Source organism: Geobacter pickeringii (assembly GCF_000817955.1).
Classification (GTDB): domain Bacteria; phylum Desulfobacterota; class Desulfuromonadia; order Geobacterales; family Geobacteraceae; genus Geobacter; species Geobacter pickeringii.
Genome location: NZ_CP009788.1, coordinates 3,442,891 through 3,464,833 on the forward strand (window position 1 = coordinate 3,442,891; position 21,943 = coordinate 3,464,833).

The following is a 21,943-nucleotide window of genomic DNA, read 5'->3' on the forward strand; positions in this document are numbered from 1 at the left end:
CGTTAGTCATCGATTACGGTCCTGCACAGGCGGGGACTGGTCCTACAGCTCATTCCGCCCCTCCAGCGCCCGCTGCACCGTGGCGGCGTCCACATACTCCAGATCGCTTCCCGTCGGGATGCCGTGGGCAAGCCTCGTGACCCGGATCCCGAGCGGCTTGATGAGCCGGGCGAGATAGAGCGCCGTTGCCTCCCCCTCCACCGAGAAGTTGGTGGCGAGCACCACTTCCTGCACCGTCCCCTCCCCGAGCCGCGTCATCAGCTCGGCAATTCGCAAGCGGGACGGCGTGATGCCGTTCAGGGGGGACAGTGCCCCCTGGAGGACGTGATAGCGCCCCCGGAATGCCCCGGTCCGCTCCACTGCCAGGAGATCCTGGGGTTCCTCAACGACGCAGAGCGAGGTTTCTTCCCGTGGCCCGGTGCAGAGCCGGCAAGGATCGTCCTCGGTGATGCCGAAGCAGGTCGAACAGAATCTCACCCGGGATGTCACCTCGCGCAGACTGTCGGCAAGGGCGCCGGCGCTGTCGGGAGATTTCAGGAGATGAAAGGCAAGCCGCAGCGCCGTTTTCTCACCGACCCCCGGAAGTTTCTGCAGCTCGACAAGGAGCCTGGTCAATGACCTCGAAAAACGTATCATACTTTTACCGATATATAAAACATTTTTTGATTATATTGTAAGTAAAGATTTTAAGTCATAATAAAAAACGCCATAACATTGCGTAACGTATGGCGTTTCAGCTGCCGCCGCCACCACCGCATCTCTTCGGAAATCTCCGAAGCGGGCGGCGTATACGAACGACAAATCAATTTTCCGTATACCGGCGGTCTCAGAAGAGACCGGGGATATTCAGCCCGCCCGTGATCTTCCCCATCTCGTCGGAAAACTGGGACTGGACCTTTTTCAGCGCCTCGTTCACCGCCGCCATGACGAGATCCTGGAGCATCTCCACATCTTCCGGATCCACCGCCTCCTTCTTGATGGTAAGGGAGAGAAGCTGGTTCTTGCCGCTTACCACGGCAACCACGGCGCCGCCGCCGGCGGTGGCCTCAGCGGTGCGGTTCGCCGCTTCTTCCTGGAGCTTTGCCATCTTCTGTTGCATCATCTGGGCCTGCTTCATGATACCTGCCAAACCTTTGGACATCTCTTCCTCCGTCTGTGGTGATGGGAAATTTACTCTCGCTCAAAGAGTTTTGTTGATATTAAAACAAAGTTATAATTTTTCCCTCTGTTCAAGGGGAATCACCTCGGCGATAGTCCCGTCGAAGACATCGAGGGCAACGGAAACCACCGGATGTGACGCAGCCGCTTCCCGGAGGTCTGCCTGCCTCCGTTCGGTCTCAACTCTTTTTTTTTCCAGGAGATTCGGCGGCGCTTCGCCTCCGCCCCCCCTCATCGCCTTGAGGACCACGGCCGGCTCGGCACCAAAGAAGCGCGTCGCCAGCTCCTTCAGGGAGGCTAGGGAGTCGCCGTCCCTGAGGCTCGTCAGGACGAAGGAACCTTCGGGAAAACCGATTTCAAGCCGTTCGGCGGTGACGGCAAGGGGGCTGCCACGCTCGAGCATCGACCCGAGAGGCATCTTTGCCCCTTTGACGAAGGCGACGAAATCCGCCCACTCGTCCCCCGTCCGGCGCAGCACGGGAGCCGCGGGGGCGGTCGTTGCCGCCGCACCGGGAGCAGGGCGCACCGGCGCCGGAGTCCCCCCTCCGGCAGGGCGCGCCGCGGGAGCCGAAGATGATGCCGGCGGCGCCGGGCGCTGCTCCGGAGGACGCGCCGCGGGGGACGGCGCCGGGGAAGCCGCCGTCGGGCGCCACTGGGCGCGGGCATCGGCGACACCCCCTCCCCCGCCGGCCTCGATCTTCTTCAGCCGTTCCAGAAGCTCGTCCACCGGCATCAGCGGTGCGAGGGTCGCCATCTTGATCAGGGCCATCTCCAGCAGGAGCCGGGGATAGGATGACTGGGCCATCTCCCCCTCCGCCCGAAGCAGAGTCGCCAGGTGGCGCTGGAGGTCGGGAAGCGGCGCCTGAGCCGCCTGCTCCCGGAGCGCCGCGAGCTCGGCCTCGGAGAGATCGAGGAGATCCCGGGGGTCAGCCACCGCCACAAGGATCGTCAGGTTCCGGAAATGGTCGATCAGTTCGCCGCAGAACTGCCGCATGCTGTAGCCGTACCCGTCCACCTTTGCGGCAACCCCGAGGGCCCGGGCGGTGTCGCGGGCAAGGACCGACGCCGACGCCTCCAGCAGCAGCCGCCGGTCGACGACGCCGAGGAGGCTCGCCACCTCCTCGTCCCGGACTTGGTCGCCGCAGAAGGCGAGGACCTGGTCGAGCACCGAAAGGGAATCGCGCATGCTCCCATCCCCCTTGCGGGCCACGACGGTGAGCGCTCCGTCGCTGATGGCGATCCGTTCCTGGTCGACGATGTAGCGAAGCCGCTCCACCACCTGACCGAGCGGAATCCGCTTGAAGTCGAAACGCTGGCAGCGGGAGAGGATGGTGATCGGGACCTTGTGGGGTTCGGTGGTGGCAAAAACGAACTTGACGTGGGGAGGGGGCTCCTCCAGCGTCTTCAGCAGGGCGTTGAAGGCGCTCGTGGAGAGCATGTGGACTTCGTCGATGATGAAGATCTTGTAGCGGAGCCGTGACGGCAGGTACTTGACGTTCTCGCGCAGCTCGCGGATATCGTCGACGCCGGTATTGGAGGCGCCGTCGATCTCGAGGACATCCACCGAGGTGCCGGCGGTGATCTCCAGGCAGGCGGGGCACTGGTTGCACGGCTCGGGGCTCATCCCCTGCTCGCAGTTGAGCGCCTTGGCCAGGATGCGGGCCGACGATGTTTTCCCCACTCCCCGGGCGCCGGTAAAGAGGAAGGCATGGGCGATCCTGCCGGAGTCGATGGCGTTTTTCAGCGTCTGGCTGACGTGCCCCTGGCCGGTGAGGTCACTGAAGGTCTGGGGGCGCCATTTTCGAGCAAGGACGAGATAGGACAAGGTCTAAGCACCTCACAGCGTGAACGGTTTGTGCTCGGGCAAGAAGGGGGAAGGGATTCTTCGGGGGTTTTGCGGGCACAACTGATAGCTGGGCTCCCCCGCGGCACACGGTGTCAGTTACTGCCGTTGCTTCCTTCCGGACCTGGCGGGGTTCATAACCTACCGTTGCGCGGGACCCAGCTATCAGCTCTGCCCGCAAAAAACGCTCGGCCCGAAACGGAAACGCCGGGCCGAGAGGGACTATTCTGCCGCCCGGGGCGGCTGTTCTGAAGTTGTTTATGGCGGAGAGAGAGGGATTCGAACCCTCGGTACCTTGCAGTACACACGATTTCCAATCGTGCTCCTTCGACCTCTCGGACATCTCTCCGGAACTTTGGACTATAGTATATAGTCCCCGTTTTGTAAAGCCTCTTTTTCCAGGACGTTTTTGGGAGCGCGCCGGTCGCGGAATCCGGCGATCTCCTCCCGGATCTGCTGCTCGCGCCACATGGCGGCATAGAGCCCCTCCCGCGCCAGGAGCTCGTCGTGGCGCCCCTGCTCCGCAACGGCACCGTCCTCCAGCACGACGATGACATCACACTCCCGCACCGCCGAGAGCCGGTGGGAGACGATCAGGACGGTCCGCCTACCGTAATAGCCGGCGAGTCCTTGCAGAATCTCTTCTTCGGTGCGGGCGTCCACCGCTGAAAGCGGGTCATCCAGCACCAGAATCGCCGGATTTTTGAGAAGCGCCCGCGCGATGGCCGCCCGCTGCTTCTGCCCTCCCGACAGCATCACCCCCCGCTCGCCCACCAAGGTATCGTAGCCGCCAGGGAAACGCTGCACATCAGCATCGAGGCGTGCGAGCCGCGCCGCTTCCCGCACCGCCTCCTCATCGGCCCCCTCCTTCCCGTATTCGATGTTTTCCCTGACCGTGCGGGAGAAGAGAAATCCCTCCTGGGGAACAAATCCGATGGAGCCGCGCAAAAGCGAGAGAGAGATCCGATTGATATCGATGCCGTCCATGAAGATCTGCCCGTCCTGCACGGGGTAGAGCCGGGCGATGAGCCGGACCAGCGTCGACTTGCCGCTGCCGATTCGTCCGACGATGCCGACCCGCTGGCCCGGTTTGATCGCCAGAGACACCCCCCGGAGCACCCCAGTGCCGCCGTACCCGAAAGAGAGGCCGCGCAGTTCGATCCTTCCCCCAAGCGTCGCAACCGGTGCCGGGTCGGCCGGCTCCTCCACCCGGGCCCGGGCATCCAGCACCTCGTTCAGGCGCGCCATGGATGCTGCTCCCCGTTGGACGAGATTGAGAATCCAGCCGAAGACCACGGTGGGCCAGACCAGCATGGCGAGATAGCCGTTAAAGGCAACGAAGTCGCCAAGGGTCATCGCCCCCGCTATGACCCGCTGGCCACCGAGAAAAAGCACCACCAGGGTCCCAAACGCCGATGCCGCCGCCATCAGGGGAAGAATCAACCCCCGCAGCCGCGCCATCGCCATATTGCTTGCCAGATAGCCGAGCGCCTCCCTGCGGAACGTCTCAACCGCCGCCGCCTCGCGACGGTAGGCCCGAACCACCACCGCCGCCGAGATGGTTTCCTCGGCCTGACTGGTCAGCCGCGCCAGCTCCTCCTGCGCGCGCTTCGAATGATGGTACATCCGCCGGGTAAGCCCCTTCACCCCGTAAATCATGAGCGGGAGCGGCGTCACGGCACAGAGGGTCAGCACGACACTGATCCTTCCCATCAGGGCAATGGCAGCGAGGTAGATGACGATGGTGTTGATGACGTTGAGCACCCCGAAACCGAGGAGCATCCGGACATTGGTCAGATCATTGGCAAAGCGGGACATGAGGTCGCCGGTCCGCTCGCCCGAAAAATAGGGGAGGTCAAGGGAGAGGAGCTTGGCGTAGAGCTCCTCGCGAATGGCGTATTCGATCGTGCGGGCCGCATGGAGCAGCGTGGTGCGGGAAATGATCCGCACACCCCCCTGAAGCGCCGCCACCCCCACGATCGCCCCGCCGTACCAGGCCGACGAATGGAGCGCCCCCGCCGGATTCCGGAGGGCCTCCACCGCCAGCTTCAGGAGCCAGGGAATGACGAGGGCCAGACCGTTGGTCCCGACCAGACAGAGGGCGCCGAGGATATAAGTCCTCCGGCACCCGCGAATATAGCCATAGAGTCGTCCGAGCTCGCCGATGGTAACCTCGCTTCACGTCAGGTGTTGTCAGACTTTGTAATTCATTTTGCACCGCTTGTCAAAGCGCCGGCCCGCTCCGCTGTTGCTTTTTTGTTACCGCTTTCGATATAATGAGACGCGGTACCGTGCCGGATCAATTATTGTCTTACCAATCACGCCACGCCCGACAACAACCCACAATAGCCGCTAATTTCACTTCAACTCCCTGGCTTTAACATCTGTTTTATCCCGGCTTCGCATTATGCTCATTTGACATCAATTTGATTTATATGATATTAATCGCGTGGTCAGACAACTTTTAGGCACTTCGACAACCACGGATCGCAAAAAACCAACGCATAATCACACACGGCGTTTTATTATAACGTTGACAAGCCGCCCCGCGATATGGTAGCAGTTTTAGTCACACTAAAACCAATATCGCGACTTTCGCCGCAAAAAGCGAAATTTGGCACGCACACTTTACTAAAACTAAAACCCACCCCCTGCAACCCCGTGAAGACGGTCCACCGGAGCACCTCTTCCCCGCCCGCTCCGCACGTTCTGCCCGCGCCATGCGCCGACAGCTCCGCCCGTCCCGCAGCAGCCATACCCTTTGGGAGGCATCGTGAAGCATACGAAGATGACCCTATCGACCGAGACGATGAATCTCGGCTTTGTGCGCAAGGTGGAGGCGCTCTCGGGCAGTTCGGTGCGGCGCTGCTTCCAGTGCGGCAAGTGCTCGGCGGGGTGCCCCATGCGCAGCTTCATGGAGCACCCCCCCAACCGGATCGTGCGGCTGTTGCAGCTGGGGCAGTACGAACGGGTGCTGGCGGGGCGCTCGATCTGGTACTGCGCCTCGTGCGAGACCTGCACCACCCGCTGCCCCAACAAGGTGGATCTGGCGGCCATCATGGATGCGCTGCGGAAGCTCTCCTGGGACGCCCAGGGCCCCTCCAAGGAGAGCTACGTGCAACTGGCCAACCGGCTCTTTCTCGACAACATCCGCACCTACGGCCGGCAGTACGAGATGCGGCTCGCTGCGGTCTTCAACGTGAAGAGCGGTCAGTTCCTCAAAGACCTGATGCTGGGCCCGAAGCTCATCACCCGCGGCAAACTCAAGATGTTCCACCAGAAGAACCGGAACCTGGCCGAGATCGAGCAGATCTTCAAGCGGATCGAAGAGCTGCGCAAGAAAGGGGAGGCGCCGTGACCCCCGCGAAAAATCTCCTCACCTACTCCTACTATCCCGGCTGCTCCCTCCACGCCTCGGCCAAGGAATACGACGAATCGACCCGGGGGCTCTTCAAGGCCCTGGGGATCGGTCTCAAGGAAGTCCCCGACTGGCTCTGCTGCGGCGCCACCCCGGCCCACAACGTGGACGAGCTCTTGTCCCTCTCCCTCTGTGCCAAGAACCTCTCCCTGGCCGACGGCGTAGAGGGGGACCTGGCCGTGGCCTGCGCCGCCTGCTTCTCGCGCCTGAAAGTGACCCAGCACCACCTGGCCGACAGCGACGCCAAGCGCAAACAGGTGGAGTACGCCATCGACGGGAAGGTCTCCTTCGACAAGCCGGTAAAGCACCTGCTGGAGATCCTGGCGAAGGACTTCGGCCTCGACAAACTTGCCGCCACCGTGCAGAAGCCCCTTTCCGGCCTGAAGGTCGCCTGCTACTACGGCTGCCTCCTCACCCGGCCGCCAGAGGTGCCGCAACTGGACTGCGTCGAGGCCCCCACCATCATGGAGCGGGTCGTGGGCGCCGCCGGGGCCGACACCGTTGCCTGGAGCCATCGGCTCGAATGCTGCGGCGCCAACTTCACCCTCTCGCGCCCCGGCGTGGTCCTGAAGCTCTCCGGCGAGATCCTCGCCTCGGCCAAGGCCGCCGGGGCCGACTGCCTCATGGTCGCCTGCCCGTTGTGCCACGGCAACCTCGACATCCGGCAGAAGGAGATCGAAGAGGCCACGGGGAATCGCTTCGGCATGCCGGTCTTCTACATGACCCAGCTCCTGGCCCTGGCCGTGGGGGTCGCACCGGGAAAGCTCGGCTTTGACAGCATGATCGTGAACCCGCTGCCGCTGTTGCGGGAGAAGAATCTTTTGTAAGTCTTGCAATCTGCCACGGAGACACAGAGAAAGGCAAAGAAAAGCAACAGGGATAGGCAGGATTAAAAGCTTTTCGACGTAAACCAGAAAAATTGTTTTTTTGGTTTCAATCCTGAATATCTCTGCAAAAGGGTTGTGGTTTTCTCCGAGTCTCTGTGTCTCTGTGGCAGATGTTCTACGAGGTTATTCGAATGTCCAGAATCGGCGTTTTTGTCTGCCACTGCGGCGAGAACATATCGCGCACCGTTGATGTGGAGAAGGTGGCTGCCGAGGCCACCAAGCTTCCCGGCGTCGCCTTCTCCTGCGACTACAAGTACATGTGCTCCGATCCCGGCCAGAGCCTCTTGAAAAAAGCGGTTTCCGAGCACAATCTCGACGGCGTCGTCGTGGCCGCCTGCTCCCCCCGCATGCACGAAAAAACCTTCCGAAGCGCCGCCAAGAGCGCGGGTTTGAACCCCTTCCTCTGCGAGATGGCCAACATCCGCGAGCACTGCTCCTGGGTCCACGAGGACAGGGAGGAGGCCACGGCCAAGGCCGCCGACATCGTCGCCATGATGGTGGCGCGGGTCAAGAAGGACAAAAAGCTCGTCCCGATCACCGTCCCGGTCACCAAGCGTGCCCTTGTGATCGGCGGCGGCATCGCCGGGATCCAGGCGGCCCTCGACATCGCCGACGCCGGCCACCAGGTGGTGCTGGTGGAGCGGGAGCCCTCCATCGGCGGCCACATGGCCCAGCTCTCCGAGACCTTCCCGACGCTTGACTGCTCCCAGTGCATCATGACCCCCAAGATGGTGGATGCCGCCAACCACCCCAACATCACCCTCCACACCTACTCGGAGATCGAGAGCGTCGACGGCTACATCGGCAACTTCCAGGCGACCATCCGCAAGAAGGCGCGCAGCGTCATCGAGGAGAAGTGCACCGGCTGCGGGGTCTGCTCCGCCAAGTGCCCCCAGAAGAAGATCCCCAACGCCTTCGACAAGAACCTGGGCGTTCGCCCCGCCATCTACGTCCCGTTCCCCCAGGCGGTCCCCAACACCCCGGTCATCGACCGGGAGCACTGCACCAAGTTCATCAACGGCAAATGCGGGGTCTGCCAGAAGGTCTGCGGCCCCGGCGCCATCGACTACGAGCAAACAGATGAGCTGATCGTGGAGCCCGTGGGGGCCATCGTGGTGGCCACCGGCTTCGAGCTCTACAGCATCGGCGAAAAACCCAAGGGCTCCCCCATCAAGGGGTACGGCGAATTCGGCCACGGCACCATCCCCGACGTCATCGACGGCCTCACCTTCGAGCGGCTGGCCAGTGCCTCCGGCCCCACCGGCGGCAAGATCCTGCGCCCCTCCGACGGGAAGGAGCCGAAGCAGGTGGTCTTTGTCCAGTGCGTGGGCAGCCGGGCCCGGGAGAAGGGGATCAGCTACTGCTCCAAGATCTGCTGCATGTACACCGCCAAGCACACCATGCTCTACAAACACAAGGTCCACGACGGTCAGGCCTATGTCTTTTTCATGGACGCCCGCACGCCAGGGAAGAGCTACGACGAATTCTGGCGCCGGGCCGTGGAGGAAGAGGAAGCGGTCTACATCCGCGGCATGGTCTCCCGTCTCTACCAGAAGGGGGAGAAGGTGGTGGTCATGGGAAGCGACATCGCCGTGGGTCTTCAGGTGGAGATCGAGGCCGACCTGGTGGTGCTCGCCACCGCGGTGCAGCCGCGGTCCGGCGCCGACACCCTGGCCCAGAAGCTCGGCATCTCCTACGACAGCTACCACTTCTACAGCGAGGCCCACGCGAAACTCAAACCGGTCGAGTGCGCCACTGCCGGGATCTACCTGGCCGGTGCCTGCCAGGGTCCCAAGGACATCCCCGACACCGTGAGCCAGGCGAGCGCCGCCGCGGCCAAGGTGATGACCCTCTTTGCCAAGAGCGAACTGGAGCGGGAGCCCATCGTCGCCAAGGTGAATGAAAATAACTGTGTGGCCTGCCTCTACTGCAAGAAGGTCTGCCCCTACGGCGCCGTGGAGGAGAAGGAGATCCGGGACCGGCAGGGGAACCTCATCCGCGTCGTGGCCTACGTGAACCCCGGGGTCTGCGGCGGCTGCGGCACCTGCCAGGCGAGCTGTCCGTCGAAATCGGTCGAGCTGGATGGATATACCGATGAACAGGTCATGGCGATGATCGAATCACTCTGAACACCTGCCACAGAGGCACAGAGACACGGAGAAAACCTTTGACCCCAAAGAAACGATTTTAGGGTTATCCCCTAAGACCAAGATTTTGTTTTTTCTCTGTGTCTCCGTGTCTCTGTGGCAGATTTGAGGTTTTCATGCATCAAACGAAAACGCACGCATTCGAACCGAAGATAGTCGCCTTTGTCTGCACCTGGTGCACCTACGCCGGGGCGGACCTGGCGGGGACCTCGCGCCTGCAGTACCCGGCCAACACCCGGGTGGTGAAGTTCCCCTGCACCGGCCGCATCGACCCGGTCTTTATCCTGCGGGCCTTCCAGAAGGGGGCCGACGGGGTGCTGGTGTCAGGGTGCCATCCCGGCGACTGCCACTACATGGCGGGGAACTTCCATGCCCGCCGGCGCTTTGCCGCCTTCCGGGCGCTCCTGGACTTCATCGGGGTGGACCTGCAGCGGCTGCAGTTCTCTTGGGTCTCCGCCGCCGAAGGGGGCAAATGGGTGGAGGTGGCCACGGAGCTCACCGAGCGGGTACGCCAGATGGGTCCCATGCGGGAGTTCAAGGAGCTGGAGAGCGAGGAGCAGTGGTCCGGGGTGATCGACACGCCGGAACTCAAAGAGGCGTATAACGCGATCTGATAAAATCTGCCACAGAGACACAGAGGCACAGAGGAAAACCACAAACGTAACGTCAACAGTCTGTTTGCGATTCTGGTTTTACCCAAAGAAATCTTTAAGGTTTTTGCTTTCCTCCGTGTTTCTCCATCTCCTCTGTGGTTAAGGCTTTTAAGGGTTTTTATGACCAATACCGCACAGACAATCGACTTAAGCCTCTATGCCGCCGTCACCGAGGCGGTGCAGGCCGAGGCACGGAAGGTCCTGGAAGCCGGCATTGTGGCCGCCGTGGTGGGGTGGCAGGCGGGACGAAGAAAGGGCACCGCCCTGCCGGCCATCGTCACCGACCCGGCCAAGGCGAAAGAGCTCATCTTTTCCCCGGCCTGCGTCAACAACCTGGCCCTCTACCTCACCAAGGCCAAGAAGGAAATCCGGGCCAAGGGGAAGATCGCCATCGTCGCCAAGGGGTGCGACTTGAAGGCCCTGGTTGGCCTCATGGGTGAAAACCAGCTGAAGCGGGAGGATATCCACATCATCGGCGTGGTCTGCCCCGGGGTGCAGGGGGCCAATGCCGACCGGGCACAGCCGCTTTCAGAGACGACCATCGCCGGCAAGTGCCGGGAGTGCACGGTGCACACCCCCGAGGGGGCGGACGTCACCGTCGGCACCCTGCCGCAGCTCCCCCACTTCACCCCGGCCGAAAGCGAGGAGCTGGCCCGCCTGGAGGCGATGACCCCGGCCGAGCGGTGGGGCTTCTGGAAGGAGCACTTCTCCCGCTGCATCCGCTGCTATGCCTGCCGCCAGGTCTGCCCCTTCTGCTACTGCGAGCAGTGCCTCTGCGACCGCAACCGCCCCCAGGCGGTGGAGAGCACCCCGCGGCCGGCCGGGAACATGGCCTGGCACATCGTAAGAGCGATGCATCTGGCAGGCCGTTGCGCGGGGTGCGCCGAGTGCGAGCGGGCCTGCCCCATGGATATCCCTCTCAATCTCCTGAACCGCAAGATGGCCAAGGAACTGAAGGAGCTCTACGGCTTTGAAGCGGGCTTCGAGGTGAAGGAGAAGGGACCCCTGGCACAGTACCGGGAAGACGACGACCAGTCGTTCATCAAGTAGGGAACGCCATGCAAAAGACCATCACCGAACCAAACCTCCGCCTCCTCATCGACACGCTCGTAAGCGAGGGGAAGCGGGTCATCGGCCCAAAAGCCGCCGGCACCATGACCCTCTACGAGCCGCTCTCGCAAGGCGAGGAGCTAAACCTGGGGGAGCTCCCCCGCCGCTCCGCCAAGGAGGCCTTCTTTCCCCTCTGCGAGACCATCCTCACCTACGAGCGGGACAAGGAGGGGGTGCGGGTCACCGACGTGGACCCTCAAGCCATTCCCGAGACGGTGCTCGTCGCTGCCCGCCCCTGCGACGTGGCCGCGGCGCCGGTTCTGGACAGCGTCTTTTCCTGGGACTTCAAGGACGAGTTTTTCCTGGAGCGACGGCGCAAGACCACCATCATCGGTCTCGCCTGCGCAAGGGCCGACGACGCCTGTTTCTGCACCGCCGTGGGGCTTTCTCCCGGTGACACGAAGGGGAGTGATCTGTTCCTCGCCCCGCTCACCGACGGCGGCTACCGCTGCGACGCCATCACGGAGAAGGGGGAGGCGCTCCTCGCTGCCCACGCCGACCTTTTTAGCGATGCGGCCACGGCTGAGCCGCTCCCCCTGGCCGAGCCGACCCTGGGGAAGCTCGATCTGGAAAAGATCAGGCAGTGGCTCGACACCCACTTCGAGGACCCGCTCTGGGAGGAGATCGCGGCGCGCTGCGCCGGCTGCGGCGCCTGCGCCTTCCTCTGCCCTGCCTGCCACTGCTTCGACATCGTCGACGAGGGGGGCGAAGAGAAGGGGGCACGGAGAAAGAGCTGGGACGCCTGCGGCTTCGGGAAATTCACCAACCATGCCTCGGGGCACAATCCCCGGGACGTGCAGCCAAGCCGCTACCGCAACCGGATCATGCACAAGTTCAAGTACTACGTGGACAAGTTCGACCAGCGCCTTTGCACCGGCTGCGGCAGGTGCGTCCGCGCCTGCCCGGTGGGGATCGACATCGCCACTGTCCTCGAAGAGATCAACAGCAAATAAAACAAATCTGCCACGGAGACACCGAGGCACCGAGTAAGGCCAGAAAGACAAACAGAGCGAGTATTGTCTGAAGCCTGGCAGGTTTTCTCTGCGTCTCCGTGTCTCCGTGGCAGATTCACAGGTTTATTTATGTGCGACCACAGCAAGAACATCTACCTCCCCCAGCTGGCAACCATTGCGGAGATCGTCGACGAGACCGCCGACATCCGCACCTTCCGGCTCGTTTTCCAGGACGAGGCGGTGCGGGAAAGCTTCGCCTTCCGGGCCGGCCAGTTCGCCGAGTACTCCGCCTTCGGGGCCGGGGAGGCCACCTTCTGCATCGCCTCGGCACCGACGAGAAAAGGGTACATCGAGTGCTGCTTCCGGGCTGTCGGTCGGGTGACCGAGGCGCTCCGCTCCCTGGAAATCGGCGACACCATCGGGGTGCGTGGCCCCTACGGCAACTCCTTTCCCATTGAGGAGTTCTTTGGCAAGAACCTGGTCTTTGTGGCGGGAGGAATCGCGCTGCCCCCCTTGCGGACCCTTATCTGGCAGTGCCTCGACTGGCGGGAGAAGTTCGGGGAGATAACGATCGTCTATGGCGCCCGCACGGAAGGGGACTTGGTCTACAAGCGGGAGCTCAAGGAGTGGGAAGAGAGAGACGACGTGCGGCTGGTGAAGACCGTGGACCCCGGCGGGAACTCCCCCAAGTGGGACGGTAAGGTCGGCTTCGTCCCGACGATCCTGGAAGAGGCGGCGCCCGTAGCGGAGAACACCATCGCTCTCGTCTGCGGCCCCCCCATCATGATCAAGTTCACGCTCCCGGTGCTGGAAAAGCTCGGCTTCGGTGACGACGCCATCTACACCACCCTGGAGAACCGGATGAAGTGCGGCCTCGGCAAGTGCGGCCGCTGCAACGTGGGCAACGTCTACGTCTGCAAGGATGGACCCGTCTTTACCGCCGCCCGGGTCAAGGCCATGCCGCAGGAGTTTTGAGCAGGCTCCTGCCGTCGTGTTCTCTCTTCTTTCCTGTTGTCTCCCCCCCCATTATCAGACTACAATCCCGCCCAAACAAATCACGTCGTGAAGAGCCCCTCCGGGGGCAGCCTTTCCGCCCGCACCGACGCTTCCCGCTCTTCATCGCCAAAGGCAGAGCCCATGCACAGCGTCTCCTCCCCTTTCAAGGAGCTCTTCATTCCCGCCCTCCTGCTCGGAGCCCTCGGGTTTGCCGTCAACTGGCTGAATCCACCCCTCTTTTTCGGTGTCAACGCCCTGTTCGGTTCGCTCTTCGTCATGATCGCCCTCCTTCGGTACGGAACAGGGGCCGGCATCATGGCCGGCTTCATCGCAGGGAGCTACACCTGGATCTTCTGGGGCCATCCCTGGGGGCTGATGGTCTTTCTGGGCGAGGCATGGTTCGTGGGACGCATGCTGCGGCGCTCGCGGAACGTCATACTTCTCGACACCCTCTACTGGCTCTGCATCGGCATCCCCTTCGTGCTGTCCTACCGGTTCCTGCTGCTCCACTCCGATCTTTCCCTGTCGCTACTCCTGGCGTTGAAGGTTGGCGTGAACGACATCTGCAATACCGTGACAGCCGCCCTTCTGCTCCATCTCCTCAGCATCGTCCCCTTCTCGCGACGCGGGCCGGAACAGCTCCCGAGCTTCCATCACCTCCTGGTGACGTTCATGGTTGCCACCATCCTCATCCCTGGTTGCAGCTATATCATTTTTGAAATCCGTCGCGACATGGCTCAGGAGGAAGAGCAGGTCCGTACCCGGTTTCAGTCCACCACCAGCCTGACCCGGCAGTTGATGGAAAACTGGCTCAGCGACAAGATCCATGACGTCAAGACGTTGACCACCATGGTCGGTGACCCGCAGACCGTTCCCCCTGCCCGAATCCAGGGGCTCGCCGAACTGATGAAGCGTGCCTCTCCCCACTTCGTCAGGATGTCGGTCCAAAACAGCAAGGCCGTTTCCGTTGCCTTCGTCCCGTCGCGGGATGACCAGGGGCATTCCAATGTCGGCAGGGACTATTCACATATGCCGTATCACCGCATCGTCAGAGACACCCTCAAGCCCGCTGTCTCCGACATCGATTACGGGACCATCTCCAAGGGGCCCCGCCTTGCCCTCTTTGCCCCCATCGTCATCGACGGCGTATTCCGCGGCTACTGCACCGGCGTCGTCGAAATAACCAGCCTCGCGGAGCAGCTGCGGATCGTCTCCCGGAGCAATGCCGTGGCCATCACGCTCCTGGACCGGAAGCGGCAGGTCGTTGCCAGCACCGACCCCGCCCTCAGGATGATGACGCACCTGGACCCCACCGCGGGGCACGAACTCCGCTGGCTGCGAGGAAAAGTCTACCAGCTCGTTCCGCGCAGAGGGGCGGCCAACGACCTTGAAAGCTGGCAGCAGGCATCCTTCGGCATGGACTCGCCGCTCAATGCCGACGTGCCATGGTCCATCGTCCTCAGTGCGCCGATGCAGCCGTATCTGAAAGAGGTTCAGGACAACGCCAGCAGAAGCTTTGCCCTCCTCCTCGTCCTCACTCTCTTTTCCATTGTCAGCGCCCAGGTCGCCAGCACCGCATTCGTCCGCCCCATCGTGCGACTCGAGCAGCTTTCCGCTGCCCTCCCCGCCGGACTGATCCGGCAGCAGGAGGCACCGTGGCCCCAAAGCGGCATTCGCGAGGTCGCCGGACTGATCGACAATTTCCGGCAGATGGCGGCCTCTCTTCAGAACAATTTCTCGGAGCTGCAGACCCTCAACGAATCGCTGGAGCGGCGGGTTGAGGAGCGGACCGAGGATATCCGCCGCCTCAATGAAGAGCTGGAAGCGCGGGTGTCCGAGCGGACGGCCCAGCTGCAGGAGGCACTGCAACATATGGAGTCCTTCTCCTACTCCATCTCCCATGACCTGCGGGCCCCACTGCGGGCCCTGAACGGCTACGCCCACATCCTCGTGGAGGATTTCGGGCCGGTGCTCCCCCCCGAGGCCCAGGCATACCTCGACAAGATATCCGGAAACGGCACGCGAATGGCTGCCCTGATCGATGACCTTCTGTCCTTCTCGCGCCTCAGCCGTCACCCCTTGCTCAAGGAAGCCGTGGACACCGCTTCCCTGGTACACGGCGTCCTGGAGGAAACGGAGAGCGACCGGAAGGAGCGCACGGTCCAGATCACCGTCGGCGAGCTTCCCCCCTGTGTGGCCGACCCCTCCCTGCTCCGCCAGATCTTCGTGAACCTTCTCTCCAACGCTCTCAAATACACCCGCCGCCGGGAGAATGCCCGGATCGAGGTGGGAAGCCTCCGGCAGGGGAAAACGGTGATCTACTTCGTGCGGGATAATGGGGATGGTTTCGACATGGCCTACGCAGGCAAGCTCTTCGGGGTCTTCCAGCGGCTCCACCGGGACGAGGATTTCGAAGGGACCGGCGTCGGTCTCGCCATCGTCCACAACATCGTCACCCGCCACGGAGGAACGATCCGGGCCGAAGCCGCACCGGGAGAGGGAGCAACCTTTTTCTTTACGGTAGCCGAAGGATGATCGCCGGGAGTTGAGGGATCAAACGGCCAGCGCCCGGAACCGTTCCACCGCCTCGACAATCGCCTCTTCGCGGATATTGCCGAAGGCAAGCCTCAGGTACGGTTCGAGCCCCGGGCCGAAGACCTCGCCGGGGAGGCAGATCACCCCCGCTTCGAGGGCGAGCTGCCGGGCCACCTCGCGGCCGCTCCGGCCGGGGAACGGGTGCCGCACCCAGGCAAAGAAGGTGCCGCTCGCCACGAGGCCGAAGGGGTTTCCGGGCCGCGTGAATTCGCTCCGGAACAGATCGTGCCGCCGCTCCATCATCCGGCGGTTGGCGTCAACCCAGTCATCCAGGTACCGGACGCCATACATGATGGCGTGCTGGGTGATGCGGGGTTGGCAGACCGCCATGGTGTCCTGGGCCTTGAGGGCGTGGTGGATGAACGATTCGGAAGCGACGAGGCACCCCGCCCGGTACCCCGTGAGGGCGAAGGTCTTGCCGAAGGAGATGATCTGGACGAAGTGGTCTCCCCAGGCGGGATCGGCAAAAAGATCGTGGGGGGGGGCGCCGGCAGGGATGAAATCGGCGTAGGTTTCGTCGAGAACCAGGGCAATACCGCGACGCCGCGCGAGGGAGTAAAGTTCGTGGATGACGTCGGGAGGGGTGACGACGCCGGTGGGATTCGAGGGGGTAACGAGGAGGATCGCCCGGGTGCGGGGAGTGATGAGGCGCGCCACCGCCGCCGGCTCCACAATCCCCCCCTTTTCGGCGTCGAAGGGGAGCCAGACCGGACGGATGCCGAGCATCTCCAGCGCCATGGGGTGGTCGAAATAGGCGGGGAGCGGCACGATCACCTCGTCCCCCGCCCGGCAGAGGGTCACCATGGCGAGCCAGAAGGCCTGGCTCGCGCCGATGGTGAGGCAGAGCTGCCGTGGTGTGGGGCCGGCACCGCAGCGCCTGCCGTAGCGCTCGCAGACCGCTTCCCGCACCTCCGACAACCCCTCGTCGGGGGAATATTTGGAGACCGCCGGGTCGTCGAGCATCGTCGCCAGGTAGTCGGTGAGCTGGCGGGCGGGAGGATAGTCGGGGACCGCCTGGCAGAGATCCACGAGGGGACGGGGATCCCCCGGCTCCCGGTGGGCGAGCCACCCCTTCACCTCGGAGATGGGGGGAAAGTGGACGGAGCGGATCTGGTCGGATACGGGGAACTTCACGGCGGCCTCCCGAATGCTGCCTCTGTTACGGCTTCAGCATGATGAATCCCGTCTGCCGGCCGGTCTCCCCGCCGTCACGGCGATAGGAGAAGAAGAGCTCCGGCGCGCACGAGACGCACTGGCCGCTCGTCTCAATGTTGCGCTCCGGCACCCCCGCTGCGGCCAGCTGCAGTGCGTTGGCCTTCGCCAGGTCCAGTTGCCACCGTGAGACCTCCTTGATGGCGGCAATCTCCTCCCACGGGTGCCCCCCCCTGCGGAAGGCATCGACCACCGGCCCGTCCACCTCGTAGCAGCATGGGCCGATGCCCGGCCCCACCGCGGCGAGGATATCCCGCGGATCGGAACCGAAGAGATTTATGAAGGCATCGACCCCCTTGCGGCAGATGCCGGCCGCGGTCCCCTTCCAGCCGGCGTGGAGGGCCGCCGCCACCCCTTTCACCGGGTCGAGGAGGAGCACCGGCACGCAGTCGGCCACGCAGACCCCGATCATCACCCCCGGCTGATTGGTGATGATGCCGTCGGCCTCCAGCTTCTGGAAGTAGGAGTAGTCGGGATTGGGGGCATCGATGACCAGGATGTCGGTTCCGTGCACCTGGTTCACCGTCACGAGCCGCTCGACATCGGCGCCGAAGCCCCGGGCAAGGATGCTCCGGTTCCCCTCCACCGCATGGGAGGAGTCGAGGGTGTTCGTCCCGAGGTTGAGGGAATTGTACGGTGGACGCGAAACCCCTTCGTGACGGGTGGTGAAGCCGTGGGCCGAAACCGCGGCGGCGGTGAAGAGGGCCGGCTCCAGATAGTGAACCTTGTCGGCTCGTTTCATCTCCATGGGTAGACTCCTTGTGAAGAACGGGGGGCGGTACGGCAGGTACAGGCTGCTTACGCCCCCTGCGCCGCCCCCTCGAGATAGGTGATTATCCGTGCCATATCCTCTGGCAGCTCCGTGTCGAACTCCATATACTCGCCGCTGACCGGATGGAGGAAGCCGAGGGTCTTGGCGTGGAGGGCCTGGCGGTCGAGCTGGCGCACGAGCGCCCTGAGGCGGGGGTCCCGCAGGTCGTTGACCCGGCCGCCGGCACCGTAGACCTCGTCCCCCACCAGGGGGTGGCCCGCCTCGGCCAGATGGACCCGGATCTGGTGGGTCCGGCCGGTCTCCAGCCGGAGCTGGACGAGGGTCATGCCGGGGTAGCGGCCGAGGACCTTCCAGTGGGTGACGGCGTGCTTGCCGCGGCGCGCCTTCCCCGACATCCGTTTCCGGTCCACCGGGTGGCGGCCGATGGCCCCCTCGATCCGCCCCTTGTCCTGACGGAGCGTGCCGAAGGCGAGGGCCAGATAGACGCGCTTCACGGCGTGGTCCCGGAACTGGCGGGAGAGCCCCTCGTGGGCCCGGTCGTTCTTCGCCACCACGAGGACCCCGGAGGTATCCTTGTCGATCCGGTGGACGATGCCGGGGCGCAGTTCCCCACCCACCCCCGAGAGGTCGGTGCAGTGGGCGATGAGGGCGTTGACCAGGGTGCCGGTGGGATTTCCCGCCGCGGGATGGACCACCATTCCGGCCGGCTTGTTCACCACCACCACGTCACCGTCCTCGTAGAGGATGTCGAGGGGAATCTCCTCTCCCACAGGGGTTGCCGCCACCGGTGGCGGCACCTCCACCACCACCCGCTCTCCCCCCTTGAGCTTCAGAGAGGGCTTGGCCACCTCCCCCGCCACCGACACCCGCCCCTCCTCGATGAGACGCTGGGCCGCCGAGCGGGTGAGCCCCTCAACGGAGCGGGCCACGAACTGGTCGAGCCGCTCCGGCTCTCCTTCGGTGGAAACTGTCAGTTCAAACCGTGATTCCATGACACCTCAAGAAACAGCGAAGGCGCGACCCGCGAGCCGCGCCTTGCCCGAACGATGGGATACCATCGGGAGCTACCAGATGGGGGACTCGATCTTCCCCGCCCGCTTGATGAGGACATCCACCAGGGCGAGATCGTAGATCGCGGCGGAGGCCAGCTCGGGCGCGACCCGCGACAGGAAATGCTGACGCCCCTCTTCGATGTCCTCGGCCAGGAGCTCGAAGATGTTGTCATCCTTGATCCCCCGCTCCACCTTTTCGCGGTTGTAGATCGCAATGTCCGAAATGATGGCGCGGGCAAGCCGCCGTGCTTGGTCAGGATTGTCAATAAGACTCATGGAGCGTCCCCTGTATCGTTGTTAACATCCGCCCCGCTACCGCAGCGGAAGAGAGAAGTAGATGCTCGCATCGCCGCGCCGCACCAGAAGGACCGCCGCCCCGCGGTGCTGGGCGTCGCGCATGGCGCGGTCGTATTCGGCACGGTTGGCGACCCGCTTCCGGTTGACGGCGACGATGAGGTCCCCCGGCCGTATCCCCGCCTCGGCGGCGACGCTCCCCTCGTCCACGTCGGCAACCATGACGCCGGTGGCGCCCCGGCGCAGCATGTCGGGAGGAAGGTCCTCCACGGCCAGTCCGAGGGAATCGGGCTCCCCTCCGGAGGGCCGGACCCCGCGGGCATCCTGGCTGTCGGCACTGGCCGCAGTCACCGTCAGTTTCACCTCGTGCCCTTCGCGGGAAACGGTGACCGGCACCTTTTTCCCGGGCGGAGTATCGGCCACCACCCGCTGGAGGTGCTGGGCGTCCTTGATCTCCGTGCCGTCGAACGTGAGGATGACGTCCCCCTGGCGGATTCCCCCCTTCGCGGCGGGCCCTCCTTCCAGGATGTCACTCACCAGCACTCCGCGGGGTCTCTTGAGGCCGAACTCCTTGGCCAGCTCCTCGGTGACCGGCTGGATCGTCACGCCGAGCCAGCCGCGGGTCACCTTCCCCTTGCCGACGAGCTGGGTGATGATCTGCTTCGCCATGTTGATGGGGATGGCAAAGCCGATCCCCTGACCGGCGGCGACAATGGCGGTGTTGATCCCGATCACCTCGCCGTAGACGTTGAGCAGAGGCCCCCCCGAGTTCCCCGGGTTGATGGAGGCGTCGGTCTGGATGAAATTCTCGTAGGTTTCGATCCCCATGTTGGAGCGGCCGGTGGCGGAGACCACCCCGACGGTGAGAGTCCGGTCGAGGCCGAAGGGGTTGCCGATGGCGATGGCCCACTGCCCCACCTGGAGCTTGTCGGAATCACCGAGGACCGCCACGGGGAGGCTCTCCTTGGCACCGATCTTGATGACCGCGATGTCGGTCTTCGGGTCGCTGCCGATGACCCGCGCCTCGTAGACGCTCTCGTTGGAGAGCTTCACCTGGATGCTCTCGGCATCGCGCACCACGTGGTCGTTGGTGACGATCAGGCCATCCTTGTTGATGATGAAGCCGGAGCCGAGGCTCCGGTCCCGGCGGTACCGGGGACGGTTGCCGAAGAATTCGTTGAAGAAGGGGGAGAGTTCGAACAGGGGCTGTTCGACCTTCTTCCTGCTGATGGTGGAGATGTTCACCACCGCCGGATTGACCTTCTTCGACACCTCCACGAAGGCCTGCTGGGAGGCGAGGATATCCTTCGGGACCTCCTTCACGGGGGCATCGGTGCGCCCCGATTCGTAGAAGAGCTTCTCTTCCTTCTTCTTGCAGGCGGTGATTGAGCTCAGAATGACGAGCCCGATGAGGAACATACGGCGGAAGTTCATCGCAAAAAGCCTCGCGGGGAGTCTCCAACGGGATATAAACCGTTGAAAGGGTAACGAAAAAGCCCCGCGATGTCAACGCCCTTTCCGGGCCGCCGCAGGCGGGGCCGGCGGGGACGGACTCCCGTGAAATCGCCGTGGGAACACCGCAATATGCTCTTGACGCCCCCGGCGGGATTGCCCTATAAACGAGCAGAGCTAGATACGAGGAGGCCCTGTGGCAGACATCAAATCACAGATCAAGGAACTGCGTCTCGGCGAGAAGATCCGCAAGCTGCGCCAGGAGCGCCGGCTGACCCTCCAGGAGCTTTCGGAGCTCTCCGGTCTCTCCAAACCGCTCCTCTCCCAGATCGAGAACGATCAGGTCACCCCCCCCATCGCAACGCTCCTCAAGATCTCCAAGGGGCTCAAGGTCGGCATCCACTACTTCTTCGAGGAAGAGGAGGACCAGCAGAAGTTCGTCCTCACCCGCGCCGCCCAGCAGGTGGCGAGCCGGCGACGCACCGGCAACGACGCCCCCCACGGCTATGTCTACCGTTCCCTCGCCCCCGGCATCCGGCACAAACCGATGGAGCCGTTTCTGGTGGAGTTCGAGCTGCGGGAGTGGGAGGACGGCTTCTTCTACAAACACGACGGGTTCGAATTCATCTACCTGCTTGCGGGGGAGCTGGAGTTCCACTACGGTGAGGAGACGATGCGGCTGCTGCCGGGCGACAGCATCTATTACGACTCCACGGAACCCCACGGCTATGTATCGGTGGGAACGGAGAAGGCGGCGGCGGTGGCGGTCCTCTACTCCCGGGAGTGATCCGCGGCCTCTCCCTGCTGCTGGCGGAGGAGGAGGGAGAATTCCCGCAGGACCCCCCTTCCCTTTTCGTCGAGATTGATGAATTTGAGCCCCATCCCCCCCTCCGGCTCGAGACAACTCCAGACCACCTCCGCCTCAAGGGTGACGGCCCGGGCCGAATGGGGGGTGAAGAACTGGAGTTTCACCACCTGCCCGACGGGAAACGGGTCTTCGGTGACGACCGAAACCCCGTTCTCTGAGATGTCGAACGTATAGAGGCACGACAGTCCGTCGAGCTCCACGAGCCAGCATCCCACCCTCACCGGCATCCGCCTGCAGGTACGCTCGTCCACGCCCTTATCCCCTACGGGGCCACTTCCTCGCAGTCGGCGGGATCCCAGCTGTCGAGCTGGCCGCTTTCAAGCTGAACCTGGATCGTTTCTCCCGCCTCGGTACACCCGAACGTCAACCCCACTTCCCCGGTCTTCATATTCCTGAGCTTTACCCGCTCTTCCTTGCGCTCGGTCCGCTGGCAGACACTTACATGCTCGGTTTCTTTCATGATTTTCGCCTCCCTCGGTTGTCGTTCCTGCCTACTGCTATCGTAACACGCAGCCCGGCCTTTGCAACTGGAG

The 21,943-nt window shown here is 63.5% G+C and carries 20 protein-coding genes, 1 tRNA gene and 1 other RNA gene; 9 read left to right on the forward strand and 13 right to left on the reverse strand.

Translation table 11 applies throughout. From position 1 onward, the window contains the following. Window positions 1-42 precede the first annotated feature (42 nt). The 6 genes from recR to GPICK_RS15680 all read right to left on the reverse strand — a co-directional run bounded on the left by recR (window position 43) and on the right by GPICK_RS15680 (window position 5,137). Window positions 43-636, reverse strand: coding sequence for a recombination mediator RecR (recR, locus tag GPICK_RS15660; protein WP_039744793.1), 594 nt, complete (start codon window positions 634-636; stop codon window positions 43-45). Between the two features lie 190 nt (window positions 637-826). After that, window positions 827-1,141 (reverse strand): YbaB/EbfC family nucleoid-associated protein, encoded by a 315-nt coding sequence (locus GPICK_RS15665; protein ID WP_039744795.1) that lies wholly within the window; start codon window positions 1,139-1,141, stop codon window positions 827-829. Window positions 1,142-1,210: 69 nt separating this feature from the next. Further along, on the reverse strand, window positions 1,211-2,983 hold the full coding sequence (gene dnaX / locus GPICK_RS15670) for a DNA polymerase III subunit gamma/tau (protein WP_039744798.1): 1,773 nt from the start codon (window positions 2,981-2,983) through the stop codon (window positions 1,211-1,213). 83 nt (window positions 2,984-3,066) lie between these two features. Then, an RNA gene (ffs, locus tag GPICK_RS17145) (signal recognition particle sRNA small type) lies at window positions 3,067-3,165 on the reverse strand. Window positions 3,166-3,262: 97 nt separating this feature from the next. After that, a tRNA-Ser gene (locus GPICK_RS15675) sits at window positions 3,263-3,350 on the reverse strand. Between the two features lie 11 nt (window positions 3,351-3,361). Further along, window positions 3,362-5,137 carry an ABC transporter ATP-binding protein gene (locus tag GPICK_RS15680; protein ID WP_039744801.1) on the reverse strand — a complete coding sequence of 592 codons (1,776 nt, stop codon included), beginning with the start codon at window positions 5,135-5,137 and terminating at the stop codon, window positions 3,362-3,364. 637 nt (window positions 5,138-5,774) lie between these two features. Between GPICK_RS15680 and GPICK_RS15685 the strand changes: the two genes are divergently transcribed. The 8 genes from GPICK_RS15685 (at window position 5,775) to GPICK_RS15720 (ending at window position 15,700) form a co-directional block, all read left to right on the forward strand. Continuing rightward, window positions 5,775-6,359, forward strand: coding sequence for a 4Fe-4S dicluster domain-containing protein (locus GPICK_RS15685; RefSeq protein ID WP_039741580.1), 585 nt, complete (start codon window positions 5,775-5,777; stop codon window positions 6,357-6,359). After that, entirely contained in the window at window positions 6,356-7,246 is an 891-nt protein-coding gene (locus tag GPICK_RS15690) for a CoB--CoM heterodisulfide reductase iron-sulfur subunit B family protein (RefSeq protein ID WP_039741583.1), read from the forward strand. Before GPICK_RS15685 ends, GPICK_RS15690 begins: the two co-directional genes overlap by 4 nt. Before the next feature lie 191 nt (window positions 7,247-7,437). After that, entirely contained in the window at window positions 7,438-9,435 is a 1,998-nt protein-coding gene (locus GPICK_RS15695) for a CoB--CoM heterodisulfide reductase iron-sulfur subunit A family protein (RefSeq protein WP_039741585.1), read from the forward strand. A 134-nt stretch (window positions 9,436-9,569) separates the two neighbouring features. Then, window positions 9,570-10,067 carry a hydrogenase iron-sulfur subunit gene (locus tag GPICK_RS15700; RefSeq protein ID WP_039741588.1) on the forward strand — a complete coding sequence of 166 codons (498 nt, stop codon included), beginning with the start codon at window positions 9,570-9,572 and terminating at the stop codon, window positions 10,065-10,067. A gap of 159 nt (window positions 10,068-10,226) precedes the next feature. Next, entirely contained in the window at window positions 10,227-11,156 is a 930-nt protein-coding gene (locus GPICK_RS15705; RefSeq protein WP_039741591.1) for a 4Fe-4S dicluster domain-containing protein, read from the forward strand. 8 nt (window positions 11,157-11,164) lie between these two features. Next, a complete protein-coding gene (locus GPICK_RS15710; RefSeq protein WP_039741594.1) occupies window positions 11,165-12,169 on the forward strand; it encodes a 4Fe-4S dicluster domain-containing protein in 1,005 nt (334 codons plus the stop codon). A gap of 129 nt (window positions 12,170-12,298) precedes the next feature. Next, a complete protein-coding gene (locus GPICK_RS15715) occupies window positions 12,299-13,144 on the forward strand; it encodes an FAD/NAD(P)-binding protein (RefSeq protein WP_039741596.1) in 846 nt (281 codons plus the stop codon). An 87-nt stretch (window positions 13,145-13,231) separates the two neighbouring features. Then, entirely contained in the window at window positions 13,232-15,700 is a 2,469-nt protein-coding gene (locus GPICK_RS15720) for an ATP-binding protein (RefSeq protein WP_236685591.1), read from the forward strand. Between the two features lie 18 nt (window positions 15,701-15,718). On the opposite strand, the gene GPICK_RS15725 is transcribed toward GPICK_RS15720, so the two are convergent. The 5 genes from GPICK_RS15725 to GPICK_RS15745 form a co-directional block, all read right to left on the reverse strand. Then, window positions 15,719-16,894 (reverse strand): aminotransferase, encoded by a 1,176-nt coding sequence (locus tag GPICK_RS15725; protein WP_039744806.1) that lies wholly within the window; start codon window positions 16,892-16,894, stop codon window positions 15,719-15,721. A gap of 25 nt (window positions 16,895-16,919) precedes the next feature. Beyond that, a complete protein-coding gene (pgeF, locus tag GPICK_RS15730; RefSeq protein ID WP_039744808.1) occupies window positions 16,920-17,720 on the reverse strand; it encodes a peptidoglycan editing factor PgeF in 801 nt (266 codons plus the stop codon). A 50-nt stretch (window positions 17,721-17,770) separates the two neighbouring features. Beyond that, the gene (locus GPICK_RS15735; RefSeq protein ID WP_039744810.1) at window positions 17,771-18,736 is read right to left on the reverse strand and encodes an RluA family pseudouridine synthase; all 966 of its coding nucleotides are present in this window, start codon (window positions 18,734-18,736) and stop codon (window positions 17,771-17,773) included. 72 nt (window positions 18,737-18,808) lie between these two features. Continuing rightward, window positions 18,809-19,072 carry a hypothetical protein gene (locus GPICK_RS15740; RefSeq protein ID WP_039744813.1) on the reverse strand — a complete coding sequence of 88 codons (264 nt, stop codon included), beginning with the start codon at window positions 19,070-19,072 and terminating at the stop codon, window positions 18,809-18,811. A gap of 36 nt (window positions 19,073-19,108) precedes the next feature. Beyond that, a complete protein-coding gene (locus GPICK_RS15745; protein ID WP_039744815.1) occupies window positions 19,109-20,524 on the reverse strand; it encodes a DegQ family serine endoprotease in 1,416 nt (471 codons plus the stop codon). 214 nt (window positions 20,525-20,738) lie between these two features. Here GPICK_RS15745 and GPICK_RS15750 point away from each other — a divergent pair, with 214 nt between their 5' ends. Next, complete coding sequence (locus tag GPICK_RS15750) at window positions 20,739-21,329, forward strand: helix-turn-helix domain-containing protein (protein ID WP_039744818.1); 591 nt, start codon at window positions 20,739-20,741, stop codon at window positions 21,327-21,329. Here the strand turns inward: GPICK_RS15750 and GPICK_RS15755 are convergent. Both GPICK_RS15755 and GPICK_RS15760 read right to left on the reverse strand, forming a co-directional pair. Further along, entirely contained in the window at window positions 21,314-21,661 is a 348-nt protein-coding gene (locus GPICK_RS15755; RefSeq protein ID WP_039744819.1) for a PilZ domain-containing protein, read from the reverse strand. The genes GPICK_RS15750 and GPICK_RS15755 overlap by 16 nt on opposite strands. A gap of 11 nt (window positions 21,662-21,672) precedes the next feature. Next, window positions 21,673-21,870, reverse strand: coding sequence for a hypothetical protein (locus GPICK_RS15760; RefSeq protein ID WP_039744822.1), 198 nt, complete (start codon window positions 21,868-21,870; stop codon window positions 21,673-21,675). Window positions 21,871-21,943: the final 73 nt, after the last annotated feature.